The following is a 16,178-nucleotide window of genomic DNA, read 5'->3' as shown; positions in this document are numbered from 1 at the left end:
CCGTTTCGGTGTCGGGTTACCGGACTCAGGCCGACGTCACGGTGTGGTCGGGCAGCGGGACGGCGATGTCCGCGGGTGGCGGTCCGGCCGGCGACGGCGTCGTGTCGAGAGCTGCGGTGACCGCCTCGATCAGGTAGTCGAGCTGGGCATCGGTGATTCCCGGATGGCACGGCAGGTTGATCTGCTCGTCGAACCAGAGCCGCTCGGCGACCGGGGACTCACCTCGACGGTGGCCGCGGGCCCGCCACTCGGGGGTCAGATGCAGTGGGAAGTAGCGCAGTTGGACCTCCACCCCGCGGCGGTCCAGTTCCCGGACCAGGTACTCACGCGTCGCCCGGCCGGCCTCGACGAAGAAGGTGTACAGGTGGTAGGCGTGACCGATCCCCGGCGGCGGTCGGTGCAGCCGGACCTGCGGGTAGCGGCCGATGCACTCGTCGAGTCGTTCGGCGATGTAGCGGCGGCGGGCGGCGAGTCGCGCCATGCGGTCGAGCTGCACGATTCCCACCGCAGCGGCGGCCTCGGACATGGTGGCGTTCGTACCGGGTCTTCTGACGCGTGCATAGTCGCGTCCGTAGACCTCCTCGGAGAATCGCATCCAGGGCAGCAGGGGAGTGGGCGGCGGTTCCGGGAAGCGGGCCGGACCAAGTTCGACATCGGGCTGGTTCGACCGGATGCGGTCGATTCGCTCGACCCATTCGTCGCGGTCGAAAGTGAGCATTCCGCCCTCGCCCAGGGTGGTGATGTTCTTCGAGTTGTGGAAGCTGAAGCATCCGATGTCACCTAGTGCCCCGGGGCGGCGTCCGTGCCAGGTCGCACCGATCGCGTGGGCGCAGTCTTCGATGACCACGGCACCGTACCGGTGGGCGGCTGCGACGATGCGGCCCATGTCGGCCGGATACCCGCCGTAGTGGACCAGGATCACTGCCGCGGTGCGGTCGTTCACCGCCGCCTCCACCGCAGCCGGGTCGATGTTGAGTGACACCGGGTCGACGTCGCAGAAACGCACCCGCACGTCGTGCGCCAGCAGCGGGTGGATCGTCGCGGAGAAGGTCTGCGGCGTGGTGAGCACCTCGTCTCCCGGGCGGAGGTCGGCGAGGTGGATCGCCAGTTCGAGCGCCACGGTCCCGCTGGTCACCGACAGCGCGTGTCGAGTGCCTACGTGGGCGGCGAACCGTCGTTCGAAGGCCGTCCGACATGCGCCGGCCGACAGGGTCTGTCCGGAGTCGACCAGCTTGGTGATCGCGGCGAGTTCTGCGGCGTCGAGCACGCTGCCGCGCGTCGGAAAGGAAACCTGGTAGTCCTGATCGTCCATTGGTTCCGCAGCTCCTGCGATGGCGATGGGTGGACGGGAAACTAGCATGCCGAGTCGGCTGTGCAAAAGTGTTGATAGCTTGATCTGATTTGTTTATGGGCAGGCTGGAATGAGCATTGACGGACGCGCCGAAAAATGCTCCCGAGTGTGATCAGAAAGACTCTTCCAACTCCTCCTTGTTGACATCCGATGTGCTGGTCGACTTCACTGGTACGCGCTACCGGCTATTCGCCACGGAGGGCACTTATGCAATTCGGTGTGGGTTTTTTCCCGGTCCTGTCGCCGGACGAGAAGAGCGCGGTCGACTGGTACGACGAGAGCCTGGCGCTGGCGGAACTCGCCGACGAACTCGGCTACGAGCACGTCCAGGTGGTGGAGCACTACTTCTCCGCCTACGGCGGGTACAGCCCGGACCCGGTGACGTTCCTGGCGGCGGTCGCCGCCCGGACCCGTCGGATCCGGGTGACGACCGGCGCCGTGGTGCCAGCCTTCACCCATCCGATCAAGCTCGCCGGCAAACTGGCCATGTTGGACAACCTGTCCCACGGGCGGCTCGACGTCGGCTTCGGCCGGGCGTTCCTGCCGGAGGAGTTCGCCGCCTTCGAGGTGCCGATGAGCGCAAGCCGCGCCCGGTTCGCCGAAGGGATCGAGATCTGCCGCCGACTGTGGACGGAGACTGACGTTTCCTGGTCCGGTGACTGGGTCACCTTCGGCCCGGTGACGATGCTGCCCCGGCCGTACCAGCGGCCGCACCCGCCGATCTTCGTGGCCTCCACCACCAGTCCCGCGTCCTGCGCCGAGGCCGGCCGGGCCGGATACCACCTGCAGGTCGTGCCGACGGTGACCAGCCGCGACGGGCTGCAAGAGATGCTCGCTGCCTACCGCCAGGCCCGGGCCGCCGCCGGCCACCCCGGCCCGGGGCGGGTGCAGATCAAGTACACCTGCTATCTCGCACAGGACGGTGCCGCCGCGCTGGCCGCCGCCCGCCGGTGGGAGCTCAACTACATCGACAGGATGACCACCGCGATCGCCGCCTGGTCGACGGTGCGCAGCGCCGACTATCCCGGGTACGAGCAGCTCATCGACAAGGTCCGGCAGTACGACTTCGACCGGTCGCACGCCGACAACAAGGTCCTCGCCGGCACCCCCGGCCAGGTACGCGACCAGCTGGCCACGATCGCCGAATGGTTCGGCCCTGATGTGACCGTGTGCCTGCAGGTGAACCCGGGAGCGACCGCTGCGGCGGACGCGCAGCGGACGCTGCGGCTGTTCGCCGAACAGGTGGCGCCACACTTCGCCGACGCCGACCCGGTGGCACCGGACGATCCCGGTGCCGAACAGGCATCGGACGGTTCCGTCGAGGCCAGCCGTGCGCTCGCCGGACGCTGAGGTCGTCGTCGTCGGTCTCGGGGTGTTCGGTGCCGCCGCGTTGTGGCGACTGGCGGCGGCCGGCGTCGAAGCGATCGGCGTCGACCAGTTCACCCCGGGCCACGGCTTCGGCTCGTCGCACGGCGGGACCAGGATGTTCCGTACCGCCTGCCTGGAACACCCGGACCTGGTGCCACTGGCCCGCCGGTCCGGCCAGCTCTGGCAGGGACTGGCGCTGGCCGCTGGCGAGAACCTGTTCGAGCCGACCGGCGGGGTGCTCATCGGGCCCCGAGCCGGGCACGTGATCGCCGGCACCGTCGCCGCCGCCCGTCGCCACGGGCTCGACGTCGAGGTCTGGAACGCCGCCGAGGTGCGCGACCGGCTGCCCCGGCACGCCGGGATCGGCGACCACCACGCCGCGGTGTGGGAGCCGGCCGCCGGCCTGATCGCCGCGGAGGCGGCGGTCCGGGCAGCGGTGCGCGTCGCGGTCGGGCTTGGCGCGCGGGCGCTGACCGGCACCCGGGTGACCCGGATCGAGCTGGTCGCCGGCGGTGCGCTGGTGCACACCGCCGACGGCGGTGCGTTGCGGGCCAGGCGGGTCGTGGTCGCCGCCGGGGCGTGGCTGCCGGCCCTGCTGCCCGGGGTCCCGCTGCGGGTGCTGCGGGTGCCGATCACCTGGTTCCGGCCGGGCGACCCAGCCGATGCCGACCGGTACGGGCTGGCCGACGTGCCGGTGTTCATTCGGCAACTGGACGACGGCACCTGCGTGTGGGGGCACGGGGTGCACTCCGGCGGCGAGCTGAAGCTCGGCCTGGAGGACCACGGCGGTCTGCTGCGCGAGATGCATCCCGACAGCGACGACCGCCAGGTCGCCGCCGCCGACTGGGAGCCGCTGGTGCGCCGCCTCGACGTCGCACTGCCCGGTCTGCAACCGGTGCCGTCGCGGGCCGCGGTCTGCATGTACCCGATGACCCCGGACCGGCAGTTCGTGCTCGGCAGCCCGGGCGATGACACTCGGCTGATCGTCGCCGGGGGCGACAGCGGGCACGGGTTCAAACACGCCACCGGTGTCGGTGAGGTGGTGGCCGACCTGGTCCGCGGCACGACGCCGCCGGTGCCGGTGGCGTTCATGCATCCGGACCGGTGGTGACCGTGGCCGTCGCCAGACGTTGTGCGAGCACCTTCTTGTCGATCTTGCCGACGGCGGTCAGCGGCATCGCGTCGACATACTCGACGCGGTCCGGCAGCTTGTACGCGGCCAGCCCGCGTCCGCGCAGGAACGCCACCACCTCGGCGGCCGTCGGCGGCGGTCCGGCGCAGACCAGGACGGCCGCCGGCGCCTCACCCCACTGCTCGTCCGGTACGCCGACGAGCGCGGCCTGCCGGACGGCCGGGTGGGCGAGCAGGTGACCCTCCACCTCCGTCGCGGCGATCTTCTCGCCGCCCCGGTTGATTTGGTCCTTGACCCGGCCGACCACGGTGAGGTGCCCGGTGGGCAGTTCCCGGACCAGGTCACCGGTGCGGTAGAAGCCGTCGGGTGTGAAGGAGGCGGCCGCCGGGGCGTCGGCCCGGTAGTAGCCGCGCAGCGTGTACGGCCCACGGGTGTGCAGCTCGCCGGGCTCGCCGGCCGGTACCGGCCGCCCGTTGACGGGATCGACCACGCGGATCTCGTCGGCGGGGGAGCCGGGGCGGCCCTGCGTGGTGCAGACCAGCTCGTCGGGGTCGTCGAGTCGGGTGTAGTTGATCAGGCCTTCGGCCATGCCGTACACCTGCTGCAGCGGCACCCCGAGGGTGGGGGTGAACCGCCGTGCCAGCTCGTCGGCCAGTCGGGCGCTGCCGACCTGCACGAACCGCAGGCTGGACAGGTCGGGCCGGCTGTCGGCGTACTCGGCGAACCAGTATGGCACCAGCGGTGGGTTGAGCGCGGTGCAGGTGACCCGCTCCTGTTCGATCAGCCGGAAGGCGGTGGCCGGGCTCGGGTTGGGGGCGATGACGACGGTGCCGCCGGCCATCAGGGTGCCGAGCACGCCGGGGCAGGCGAAGGTGAAGTTGAAGCCGATCGGCAGCACGGCCAGGTAGACGTCGTCCGGTCCGAGCCGGCAGATCCCGGCGCCGCTGCGGGCGTTGTAGGCGTAGTCGTCGTGGCTGCGGGGGATGAGCTTGGGCAGCCCGGTGGTGCCGCCGGAGAGCAGCAGCAGCGCCAGGTCGGCGGCGGTCGGCCGAGGGCCGTCGTCGGCGGTCGCGGGCTGTTCGGGCGGGCCGTCGTGCAGGTCGGCGTAGCTGGTGAAGCCGGAGTCCGCCGGGTCGCCGAGCACCACGACGTGGCGCAACGGTTCGTCGGCGGTGCGGCGTTCGGCGTGCACCTGGGTGGCCAGGGTGCGGTAGTCGAACCGGGCGTGCCGGTCGGCGACGACGTAGCCGGCCGCGCCTGACAGCGCCGCCAGGTGGGCGATCTCCGCGCGGCGGTGTCCGGGCATGGCGTGTACGGGGACCGCACCGAGCCGTTGCAGACCGAACCAGATCTCGACGAACTCGGCCCGGTTGGGCAGTTGCAGGATGACCCGGTCGCCGCGACGCAGCCCGAGCCGGCGCAGACCGGCGCTGATCCGGTCCGCCGCGTCGTCCAGCTGCCGGTAGGTCCACCGTCGAGCTCCGTCGACCAGGGCGGTCCGTCCATCGTGCTGCTGCGCCCAGCGTCGGAGCAGGTGGTCGAAGGTTTCACCGGCCCAGAAGCCGGCGGCGCGGTAGCGCCGTGCGTCGGACTCCGGCCAGGCTACCCAGCCCGGGTCGACGATCGTACCGGGACCGGGCCGGTCCTCGTGGTCGGGGTTCATGCCGGGTCCCTTCTGGTCCGCTGATCAGGACTGTGCTTAGATACGTCTATCGCAGTTGAATGTCATTTTCAACAAGTCGCTGGGTGGAGTGACCCGAACAGACCGTGACTACGAGGCGGAGCCCGATGGATGTCGACGAACTGATCACCGAGTTGGACGCCGACGGCGTGACCCTGTGGCTCGAAGGCGACGAGCTGCGGTTCCGCGCCCGCAAGGGCGCCTTCACCGACGAGCGGCGGGCCGCCGTCCGCCGGCACCGCGAGGCCATCCGCGCACACCTGCGGCAGGCCGCACCCGCGCAGTTCACCGCCGACCCGGCCGGCCGGCACGAACCCTTCCCGCTGTCCGACCTGCAGGCCGCCTACCTGGTCGGCCGGGGCACCCACTACGAGTACGGCGGCGTCGCCTGCCATGCCTACGTCGAGTACGACTACCCCGACCTGGACCCGGCCCGGGTGCAGCGCACCTGGGACCGGCTCGTCGCCCGGCACGACATGTTGCGCGCCGTGGTGCACAGCGACGGCTACCAGGTCGTCCTCGCCCAGCCACCGGCCTGTCCGATCAGCGTCACCGACCTACGTGGACGTGCGGCGACCGAGATTGACGACCACCTGCGCCAGCTGCGCGACAGGCTGTCGCACCGGGTCGCCCCGACCGACCGCTGGCCGCTGTTCGCCCTGCACGTGACCCGTACCGACGACCGGGCGGTCCTGCACCTGTCCCTCGACCTGCTCATCGTGGACTACGCCAGCGTGCAGCGACTCGTCACCGAGTTCGACCAGCTCTACACCGACCCGCACGCCACTCTCGATCCCATCGACGTCACCTACCGTGACTACCTGATCAGCCGCCGTAGGATCACCGACACTCCGGCGTACCGCCGCGACCGCGAGTACTGGCTGCGCCGCCTCGACGACCTGCCCGGCGCCCCCGAACTACCCGCCGCAGACGCTGGCGACGCCGGTGCCGACGGGCCCGTCCGGTTCCGTCGGCGGGAACGCCAGCTGCCCGGCCCGCTGTGGACCGCACTGCGCGAGCGCGCGGCCCGCCACCAGGTGAGCGTCTCGACCGTGCTGCTCACCGCCTACGCCGAGGTCATCGGCAGGTGGAGTCGCAATCCGAGATTCACGCTCAACATCCCGACCTTCCAGCGGCTGCCGCTGCACCCCGCCGTTGAGTCGCTGGTCGGCGACTTCACCGTGGTCGAGCCACTCGCCGTGGACCTCACCACACCACTTCCTTTCGCCGAGCGCGCCACGGCGGTCGCCGGCCAACTCCTGGAGGACCTGTCGCACGGCCTGTTCACCGGCAGCGAGGTCCTCGCCGAGCTGAGCCGACGCACCGGCACCCGGCAGCTGCTCCCGGTCGTGTTCACCAGCACCCTCGACACGCCCGCACCGTCGCCGGCCCGGGGCCAGGTCGGGTACGCGATCAGCCAGACACCGCAGGTCTGGATCGACTGCCAGGTCATGCCGCGCGGTGACGGACTGGCCCTGTCCTGGGATGTGCGCGACAACGTACTGCCGGCCGACCTGGCCGACGACGCCTTCGGCGCGTGGGTCGATGCCGTCGAGCGTCTGGCCGACGACGACGGCCCGTGGCGGGATCCGTCCCCGGTCGCGTTGCCCGCCGCGCAGCGCGAGCGCCGCCGGCAGGTCAACGCCACCGACGGTCCGCTCCCCGACGGGCTGCTGCACGACGACGTCGTCGCCCAGGCGCGCCGCACCCCCGAACGGGTGGCGGTCGTCGCTGACGGACACGAGCTGACCTACCGCGACCTGCTCGACCGCGCCACCGCCGTCGCCGACCTGCTCGCCGGCGCCGGGCTACGTCCCGCCGAACCGGTCGCGGTGCTGATGGACAAGGGCTGGGAGCAGATCGTCGCGGTCCTCGGCGCCCTGCTCGCCGGTGGGGCGTACCTGCCGGTCGACGTCACGCAACCGGCCGCCCGGCGCAACGCCATCCTCACCGACGCGCAGGTGCGTACCGTACTGACCCAGTCCTGGCTGCTCGACGCCGCGGCCCTGCCCGACTCGGTCACCGCCGTCGCGGTCGACATCGTGGCTGCCGACACGGTGGCCGCTGGCGGGCCGTCGGCGCGGACCGGACCGGCATCCGGGAACCGGCCCCCGGCCGTCGCCCGTCCTGGCCCCGACGACCTGGCGTATGTCATCTACACCTCCGGGTCCACCGGAACACCCAAGGGCGTCATGATCAGCCACCGGGCGGCGCGCAACACCATCGACGACATCAACCGCCGGTTCGCCGTCGGCGCGGACGACTCCGTGCTCGGCCTGGCCAGCCTCGGTTTCGACCTGTCGGTCTACGACGTGTTCGGCCCGCTCGCCGTCGGCGGCCGGCTGGTGCTGCCCGACGCGGACCGCCGGGGTGACCCGTCGCACTGGGCCGACCTCGCCGACCGCCACGCCGTCACGATCTGGAACTCGGTGCCCGGCCAGTTGCAGATGCTGCACGACTACCTGCGGGCGGTGCCGGATCTGCGTCCAGCGGGGCTACGGCTGGCCATGCTCTCCGGCGACTGGATTCCGGTCGCCCTGCCGGACGCGGTCCGCGAGCTGCTGCCGCGACTGCGGGTGGTCAGCCTCGGTGGCGCCACCGAGGGATCGATCTGGTCGATCTGGCATCCCATCGACGTCGTCGACCACAACCGGCCCAGCATCCCGTACGGGGTGCCGCTGACCAATCAGACGTTCCACGTGCTCGACGCCCAGCTGCGGGACCGTCCCGACTGGATCGCTGGCGAGCTCTACATCGGTGGTGCCGGCGTGGCCCTGGGCTACTACCACGACCCGCAGCGCACCACCGACCGGTTCCTGCGGCATCCGAGCACCGGCGAACGGCTCTACCGCACCGGTGACCTGGGCCGCTACTGGCCCGACGGGACCATCGAGTTCCTCGGTCGCCAGGACGACCAGGTCAAGATCCGGGGCTACCGGATCGAACTGGCCGAGGTCGAGACCGCCGTGCAGGCCCACCCCGGTGTCGCCGGCGCTGCCGTGCTGGTCGACGCCGCCCACCCCGGCGGCAAGCGGCTCGCCGCGTTCGTCGAACCCGCCGTCACCACGCCCGACTCTGCCGCCGGGGCCGCCGCCGCCGGGACCGGTGCCGTCGCGGCGGCGGCGTCGCGGGCCGCGCAGACCGGGGTCGACCCGCAGGCCCTCGCCGACTTCCAGGCCGCGCTGGCCGAGGTCGCACTGACCGCGATGGCCGCCACCCTCGCCGACGCCGACGTCGCCACCGGTGACACCTGGCACAGCGCCGACGAGGTCTGCCAGGCGTTGGACGCCACCGCGGTGACCGCGCCGATCGTACGCCGGTGGCTCGCCGCGTTGACCCGCGCAGGGCGGCTCCGCGTCACCGACGCCGCCCGCTACGGCGATCTCGCCGTACCGGCGCCCGACGAACTCGACGGCGCTTGGCTGCGACTCACCGAAGCCGATCGTCGGCTCGACTACAGCACCGACCTGATCGACGCGGTCCGCACCTGCACCGACCACCTGCCAGCGCTGATCGCCGGCAGCACCGACATCCGCGCGTTGCTGTTCCCCGGTGCCCGCGCCGACGCGATGGCCGCTGCCTACCGCGACAACCTCGCCGTCGCCCACCTGCACCAGGCGATCGTCGCGGCGCTGCGGCACATCGCCGAGCGGCACGACGGCGACGGAGCGCTGCGGGTGCTGGAGGTCGGCGGCGGTGTCGCCGGCACCACCAGTCTGCTCGCCCCCGCCCTGGCCGAGTACCGCCCCGACTACCTGTTCACCGACCCGTCGACGTTCTTCCTCAACGAAGCCCGGGACCAGTTCGCCCACCATCCGTGGATCCGCTACGCCCGCTTCGACCTGCGCGACGACCCCCGCTCCCAAGGGCTGACCCCGAACAGCGTCGACGTGGTCGTCGCCGCGAACCACCTGCACACCGCACCGGACGCGGCCGCCGCCGTCGAGCGGCTCACCGGGCTGCTCGCCCCCGGCGGCTGGCTCGTGATCATGGAACAGACCCGCGACGACGACCCGGCGCTGCTGGTGTCCATGGAGTTCCTGGAGGCCGCCGCGGGCCCGTTCACCGACGTGCGCGCTGCCGCCGGCCAGTCGTTCCTCACCGGGCCACAGTGGCGTGAGCTGCTCGGCGCGGCCGGAGCCGAGCTGGTCACCCATCTGCCGGCGGCCGGCGAGCCGCTGCACCCCACCGGTCAGCAGCTGTTCCTCGCCCGGGTCAAGACCGACCGGACGCCGGTGACCACCGCCGACCTTGTCCGGCACACCACCGCCCGACTGCCCGACTACATGGTGCCGACGGTGTGGCAGCTGGTCGACGGGTTGCCTCGTACCAGCAACGGAAAGGTCGACCGCAACCGGCTGCGGACCTGGCTGCCCGGCACCGACCAGGGCCAGCAGACCGCGGCGGTGGCCGCCGATCCGGTGGACGCGCTGGAACGCCACCTCGCCGGCATCTGGGCGGAACTGCTCGACCGCGAGTACGTCGGCCGCCACGACGACTTCTTCGCCCTCGGCGGCGACTCGCTGCTCGTCGCCCGCCTCGTCGGCCTGCTGCGGGAACGCGTCCCCGACGTGGTAGCCCTCGAGTGGGAGGTGGTGCTGCGACACATGCTGCGCCAACCGACCGTCGCCGCACTCGCCGCCTACCTGCGTACGGTCACCACACCGCAGACGTCGGCGCCAGGCGACGGTGCCGTCCGCACCTCACCGGTGGTCCGACTGCACGGCGCCGGCACCGATCCGCTCACCGTACTCGTGCACGCCGGCACCGGCACGATCATGCCGTACCGGGCGATCATCACCGAGATCCGCCGCCGCTCCGCCGGCACCAGCTCGGTCATCGGTGTCGAGGTACCGCATCTGCCGACCTTCCTGGAGGCCGACCCGGCCGGCCTGATCGACCGGATCGCGGCCGACTACGCGACCGAGATCGGTGAGCTCGGTGCCCGTGAACTGCACGTCGTCGGCTACTGCCTCGGCGGTCTGATCGCCACCGAGATCGCCCGTGGCCTCAGCGAGCGCGGCGCCAACGTCGCGACCCTGACCGCGATCAGCAGCCACAGCCCCCGGTTCCGGCTCGACGACGAACTGTTGTCGGAGTACTCGTTCGCCGTGATGATGGGCATCGCGCCCGCCGATATCGGGTTCCCCGCCGACGAACTCGCGGTGGCCCGTGCAGCCGACGCGGTCCTGGCCGGTAGCCCCGGTGTGCTGCGTGACGGCGGCTTCGTCGAACTGACCGGCGAGCACGCCGACGTCGCCGCCGCCTTCCGGGCGCTCGCCGCACTGCCCCGCGAGCAGCGGGTCGCCCGGATGTGCGAGGCGGTTCCCGCCTCGGCCGGGATGTACGAGCCGGACCACATGATGCGGCTGTTCCGCACCTTCCGGCAGAGCGTGTTCGCCATCACCCGCTACGAACCGGAGCCGTACGCCGGCGACATCACCTTCCTGCGCCACAGCGGTGCCTACCCGTTCCCGGGCAGCCGGGACGCGGTCACCCAGCACTGGGCCGAGCTGTGCCTGGGCGACCTGCGCATCGTCGACGTCCCCGGCGACCATTTCAGCTGCATCGACGTGGCGCACGCCCCGGGCGTCGTCAAACTGCTCAGCGAGATCACCGACGGGGCGGTGACCCGATGATCGGTGTACTGGGGGCCTCCGGATCGGTCGGTCAGGGCGCCGTTGCGCACCTGCACCGCCTCGGCGTCGGGCCGCTGCGCCTCGGCGCCCGCAGCGGCGATCCACTGCGGCGCGTCGCCGCCGATCTACCCGGTGCCAAGATCGAAACGGTCCAGGTCGACGTACGGGATCCGGCCGCTCTGGCGGACTTCTGCACCGGCACCTCCCTGGTGGTCAACTGTGCCGGGCCGACGTACGAGCTGAAGGAGGCGGTTGCGGCGGCGGCGCTGGCGGCCGACGCGCACTGTGTCGACGTGGCCGGTGACGACCCGGTCCACGAGGCCCTGACCGGCGGCGGTGTCCCCGACAGCGGCCGTACGGTGGTGCTGTCCGCCGGCACCCTGCCCGGCCTGTCCAGCCTGCTGCCGCGCTGGCTCGCCAGCACCGAGTTCGACGACGTCGGCACGCTGACCGCCTGGGTCGGTGGTGTCGAACACTGTTCCCCGGTGGTCGCCATCGACATGATGCTGTCGCTGCGCTCCGGTGGTGCCGCCGGTGCGGCGTACGGCGAGGCCAACGCCGCCTGGCGGGGCGGGGCGGTACGGTCCCGGGCGCTGCGTCCGGCAGAGGACGCGACCGTGCCGCAGTTCACCGGATCCGTCGCGGTGCAACCGTTCCTCAGCGCCGAGACCCGCCGACTGGCCCGTGCGCTGCGGCTGCGCGACGTCGACTGGCTCAACGTCTACCCGGGGCCCCAGGTGCGGACGCTGCTGGCCGCGCTGCCGGCCGCCGCCAGCGTCGGGGCCGACGAGGCGGACCTCGCCCGGCGGATGATCCGGGCCGCTGAGCTGGACCTCGCCGGCCGCTGCCCCTACTACCAGATGGTCTTCACGATGGGCGGTACGCGCGGCGGCGTCCCCGTCGAGCGGACCGCCGTGCTGCGGGCCACCAGCAGCTACCGCCTCACCGGGCTGGTCGGTGCGCTGGCCGCCGTGGCGGTACTCGACGGCGACGTACCACCCGGAGTGCACTTCGCCGCCGACGTGCTGGACCCGGCGGCCGCGGTCGCCGCGCTGCGCGGGTCGGGGGAGCCGCTCACCGTGCGGCTGGTCGACGGCGACACCGCCGACGACACCGAGGAGGGCACGCTGTGAGTACACCGCTGCGGGTGCTGGTCTGCGGCACCAACTTCGGCCGGTTCTACCTGCGCGCGGTCGCCGACCTCGCACCCGACCTGGTCCTCGCCGGCGTGCTCAGCCGGGGCGGGACCGCCTCCCGGGCACTGGCCGACGAGTACGGGGTGCCCCACCACGACAACCTGGACACGGTCGACGCCGACGAGATCGACATCGCCTGCGTCGTCGTCGGCTCCACCATCTCCGGCGGAGCGGGCACCGACCTCGCCCGGGCGTTACTGGCCCGGGGCGTGCACGTGCTGCAGGAGCACCCGGTGCACCACGACGAACTTGTCGACTGCCTGCGGGCCGCGCGCCGCCACGGCGTGCAGTACCGGGTCAACGCCCACTACCGGCACGTCGAACCGGTCCGTCGGTTCCTCGCCGCAGCGGCCCGGCTCCGCTCCCGCGAGAAGCTGGTGTTCGTCGACGCCGCGAGCCCGGTGCACGTGCTGCATCCGTTCGTGGACGTGCTGGGTGCCGCGCTCGGCGGTCTGCGTCCGTGGCGCGTCGACGAGGCGGTCGCCGGCGGTCCGCTGCGGTCGGTCACCGGCCAGGTCGGCGGTGTGCCGCTGACCTTGCGGGTGCACCACGAGCTCGACCCGGCCGACCGCGACAACCATGCCCTGTTCTGGCACCGGATCAGTCTCGGCACCCGGGCCGGGGTGCTGACCCTGGCCGACACCCATGGACCGGTGCTGTGGACACCGACGCTGCACGCCGACCGGGACACCGACGGTCGGCTGGTCTTCACCGGCGGGCAGCTCGACCAGCTGGGCAGCGCGCCGCTGCCGGGCACCGCCGCCGGCAGCCAGCGCGACGTCTTCGACCGGCTCTGGCCGGAGGCGGTGCGGCGCGCGCTACGGGGGTTCGCGGACGCCGTGCGTCGTAGTGGCGATCCGCTGCGGTCCGCCCAGTACGACATCACCGCCTGCCGGATCTGGTCGGAGCTGGCGGCCCGGCTCGGCCCACCGGACGTGGTGCGACCGGCGACCCCGTCGCGGATCACCATCGCCGATCTCACCGAGCCCACCGAGGGAGCCGCTGAGCCGACCGACGGCAGCGACGCGGCGGAGCCGTACTCGCCGACCGCCGAGTTCTTCGACCTCGCCGCTGCCGCGCACGTCGCGACCGGCAGCGCTCCTGCGGTCGTCGCGGCACTGGCCGGGATCGACACTGCCGCCGGCCCGGTGGTCGAGATCGGTGCCGGGACCGGCCTGGTCACCGTCGCCCTCGCCCGGGCCTTCCCGGACCTGGAGATCCTCGCCCACGAACCGGCCACCGGCATGCGCGCCGTGCTGACCAGCCGGATCTACCGGGATCCCGACCTGCGCCGCCGGATCACCGTCTGCGCCGAACCCGCCCCGGACCTTGATCTGCCGGACACCATCAGCGGTGCCGTCGTCTGCGGAGTCGCCGGCCACCTCGACCAGCCCGACCGGGTACGCCTGTGGCGGCGGCTCGCCGAACGGTTGGCCCCCGGCGGACGAATCGTCGTCGAACTGATGGCCATCGACCGGCCGCTCGTGCTCGACCCCACCCGGCTGTCCCGCGTCGAGGTCGGCGCTCAGCGCTACGAGTGGTGGTTCTCCGGTGAACCCGACGGCCCGGACCGGATGCGCCTGCGAACGACATGGCGGGTGTCGACCGAGGACGGTACGGCCGTGCGCGAGGTCGCCGACCACTACCACTGGTACACCCTCACCCTCGCTGACATCGCCGCCGAGTCCGATATGCCGCTGCACGACATTCCACAGGCCGGCACCGGCGGACCGCCGATCGGCGTGCTCGTGCCGGCACCCCGGACCTCTACCGACCAGGAAGGAACGTCCCGATGACCAAGGCTCTTCCCGCCGAGACCCAGACACCGCCGGCGTTTCCGGTACCGAGGGAGTGCCCCTTCGCTCCGCCGGAGCGCTACGCCGCACTACGCGCCGCCGAACCGGTGTCCCGGGTGACCCTGCCCACCGGCAAACAGCCGTGGATCGTCACTCGCTACGCCGACGTGCGGGCGTTGCTGGCCGACCCCCGGGTCAGCGCCGACATCCGGCATCCGAACTTTCCGGCGATGGGCATCGGTGAGCAGGAGGCCGGTGCGAAATCGCGGCCGTTCATCCGCACCGACCCGCCGGAGCACACCCGCTTCCGCCGGATGCTCCAGGCCGAGTTCACCGTCAAACGGATCCGGGACATGCGTCCGACGATCCAGCACACCGTCGACGGGCTCATCGACGACATGCTGGACAGCGGTTCGCCGGTGGATCTGGTCACCGCGTTTGCCAACGCGGTCTCCACGACGACCGTACTGGGCCTGTTCGGCGCGCCCACCGACGACATCGAGTTCTTCCGCGACGTGACCCGCATCTCCGGTGGACGCACCAGCAGCGCCGAGGAAGTCAGCGCCGCCCTCGCCAGCATGTTCCGGATGCTGGACGGGCTGATCACCGCCCGGGAGCAGGCACCCGGCGACGACCTGTTGTCCAAGCTGGTCGTCGACCACCTGCGGGCCGGTGTGGTGACCCGGCACGAGCTGCTCTCCGCGATCGGGATCACCATCGTCGCCGGAAGGGAGACCACCACCAGCATGATCGCGCTCGGCACTCTGCTGCTGCTGCGCCACCCCGAGCAGCTGGCCCGGCTGCGCGCCGAGCCCGAGCTGATGCCGGCGGCCGTCGAGGAGCTGCTGCGTCTCCTGTCCGTCGCCGACTCGATCCCGCTGCGCGTCGCCGCCGCCGACATCAACCTCGACGGGACGCACATCCAGGCGGGCGACGGCATCATCGCCCTGCTCGCCGCCGCCGACCACGACCCGGAGGTGTTCCCGGACCCGCAGCGGCTGGATTTCGACCGGACCAACCGGCACCACGTCGCCTTCGGCTACGGGGTGCACCAGTGCATCGGTCAGAATCTGGCCCGGCTGGAGCTGGAGATCGCCATCGGCACCCTGATCCGGCGCATCCCGAATCTACGGCTGGCCGGCGAGTTCGACGATCTCGAGTTCAACAACGACGCGGCGACGTTCGGCATCCAGGCGATGCAGGTGACCTGGTGAACACCGCGATCCACGGCCCGTGGCTGCGCTGCTACCAGCGGCGTCCGGCGGCCGCCGTACGGCTGATCTGCTTCCCGCACGCTGGCGGCGGTGCCGGCAGCTTCCGCGCATGGGACGCGCTGCTGCCTCCCTCGGTCGAGCTGGTCTGCGTGCAGTATCCGGGACGGGAGGACCGGTTCGCCGATCCGCTTGTCGACGACATGGACGCGCTGACGGCGCCGGTCGCCGACGCCGTGGCGCGCCTCGCCGACCGGCCCTACCTGGTCTTCGGTCACAGCATGGGTACGGCGGTGGCGTACGAGACGGTTCAGCGGCTGCGCCGCCTCGGCGCCCGGCAGCCACAGTGGCTGTTCGTCTCCGGCCGCCCCGCTCCGGGCGAGGTGGTCGGCGGCGAGGTGCACCGGCGTGACGACGACGGACTCTGCGCCGAGCTGAACCGGCTCGGCGGCACCCACGACGAGGTGCTGGCCGATCCGGAGCTGCGCCGGGCGGTGCTGGGCTACGTCCGCAACGACTACCGTCTCATCGAGACGTACCTGCCGGCGCCGGCGGCGCCGCTGGACTGCCCGGTCATGGTGCTGCGGGGCGATGCCGATCCGGAGCTCGACGACGGGCAGGCGTACAGCTGGGGCCAGCTGACCAGTGGCCGGTTCGACGTGCGGACGTTCCCCGGCGACCACTTCTACCTGGTGCCGCAGCGGCGCGCCGTCATCTCCGCCATCCTGAGCAAAATCGATCCGGTGCTGACCCGCACCCCGGTGGCCTGGCCCAGCATGCCGTGACCGCTACCCGCGTTTCGAC

At 72.0% G+C, this 16,178-nt stretch carries 9 protein-coding genes; 7 read left to right on the top strand and 2 right to left on the bottom strand.

The window, feature by feature from the left end; genetic code table 11:
* Positions 1 to 25: 25 nt before the first annotated feature.
* On the bottom strand, positions 26 to 1,312 hold the full coding sequence (locus ACXAHD_RS07130; protein ID WP_289212971.1) for a DegT/DnrJ/EryC1/StrS family aminotransferase: 1,287 nt from the start codon (positions 1,310 to 1,312) through the stop codon (positions 26 to 28).
* A 246-nt stretch (positions 1,313 to 1,558) separates the two neighbouring features.
* On the opposite strand from ACXAHD_RS07130, the gene ACXAHD_RS07125 reads away from it, so the two are divergent.
* Together ACXAHD_RS07125 and solA are read left to right on the top strand one after the other, a co-directional pair.
* On the top strand, positions 1,559 to 2,701 hold the full coding sequence (locus tag ACXAHD_RS07125; protein ID WP_289212970.1) for an LLM class flavin-dependent oxidoreductase: 1,143 nt from the start codon (positions 1,559 to 1,561) through the stop codon (positions 2,699 to 2,701).
* Positions 2,682 to 3,830 carry an N-methyl-L-tryptophan oxidase gene (solA, locus tag ACXAHD_RS07120; RefSeq protein WP_289212969.1) on the top strand — a complete coding sequence of 383 codons (1,149 nt, stop codon included), beginning with the start codon at positions 2,682 to 2,684 and terminating at the stop codon, positions 3,828 to 3,830. The genes ACXAHD_RS07125 and solA overlap by 20 nt, the downstream gene beginning before the upstream one ends.
* Here the strand turns inward: solA and ACXAHD_RS07115 are convergent.
* Positions 3,808 to 5,514 carry a (2,3-dihydroxybenzoyl)adenylate synthase gene (locus ACXAHD_RS07115; RefSeq protein ID WP_289212968.1) on the bottom strand — a complete coding sequence of 569 codons (1,707 nt, stop codon included), beginning with the start codon at positions 5,512 to 5,514 and terminating at the stop codon, positions 3,808 to 3,810. The genes solA and ACXAHD_RS07115 overlap by 23 nt on opposite strands.
* A 125-nt stretch (positions 5,515 to 5,639) precedes the next feature.
* Between ACXAHD_RS07115 and ACXAHD_RS07110 the strand changes: the two genes are divergently transcribed.
* Genes ACXAHD_RS07110 through ACXAHD_RS07090 form a run of 5 tightly spaced genes read left to right on the top strand, consistent with a single transcriptional unit; the run spans position 5,640 to position 16,159 of the window.
* Complete coding sequence (locus ACXAHD_RS07110) at positions 5,640 to 11,171, top strand: non-ribosomal peptide synthetase (protein ID WP_475049284.1); 5,532 nt, start codon at positions 5,640 to 5,642, stop codon at positions 11,169 to 11,171.
* Entirely contained in the window at positions 11,168 to 12,304 is a 1,137-nt protein-coding gene (locus ACXAHD_RS07105; RefSeq protein WP_475049281.1) for a saccharopine dehydrogenase NADP-binding domain-containing protein, read from the top strand. Before ACXAHD_RS07110 ends, ACXAHD_RS07105 begins: the two co-directional genes overlap by 4 nt.
* Positions 12,301 to 14,163 (top strand): Gfo/Idh/MocA family oxidoreductase, encoded by a 1,863-nt coding sequence (locus ACXAHD_RS07100; protein ID WP_475049280.1) that lies wholly within the window; start codon positions 12,301 to 12,303, stop codon positions 14,161 to 14,163. Before ACXAHD_RS07105 ends, ACXAHD_RS07100 begins: the two co-directional genes overlap by 4 nt.
* The gene (locus ACXAHD_RS07095; RefSeq protein ID WP_289212964.1) at positions 14,160 to 15,377 is read left to right on the top strand and encodes a cytochrome P450; all 1,218 of its coding nucleotides are present in this window, start codon (positions 14,160 to 14,162) and stop codon (positions 15,375 to 15,377) included. Before ACXAHD_RS07100 ends, ACXAHD_RS07095 begins: the two co-directional genes overlap by 4 nt.
* On the top strand, positions 15,374 to 16,159 hold the full coding sequence (locus ACXAHD_RS07090) for a thioesterase II family protein (RefSeq protein WP_289212963.1): 786 nt from the start codon (positions 15,374 to 15,376) through the stop codon (positions 16,157 to 16,159). The genes ACXAHD_RS07095 and ACXAHD_RS07090 overlap by 4 nt, the downstream gene beginning before the upstream one ends.
* The last annotated feature ends 19 nt before the right edge of the window (positions 16,160 to 16,178 follow it).

The sequence above is a fragment of the Micromonospora sp. ABR4_055 genome, from assembly GCF_056160425.1.
The sequence above is the reverse complement of the archived record's forward strand: the minus strand, read 5'-3'. Positions and strand labels throughout refer to the sequence as shown.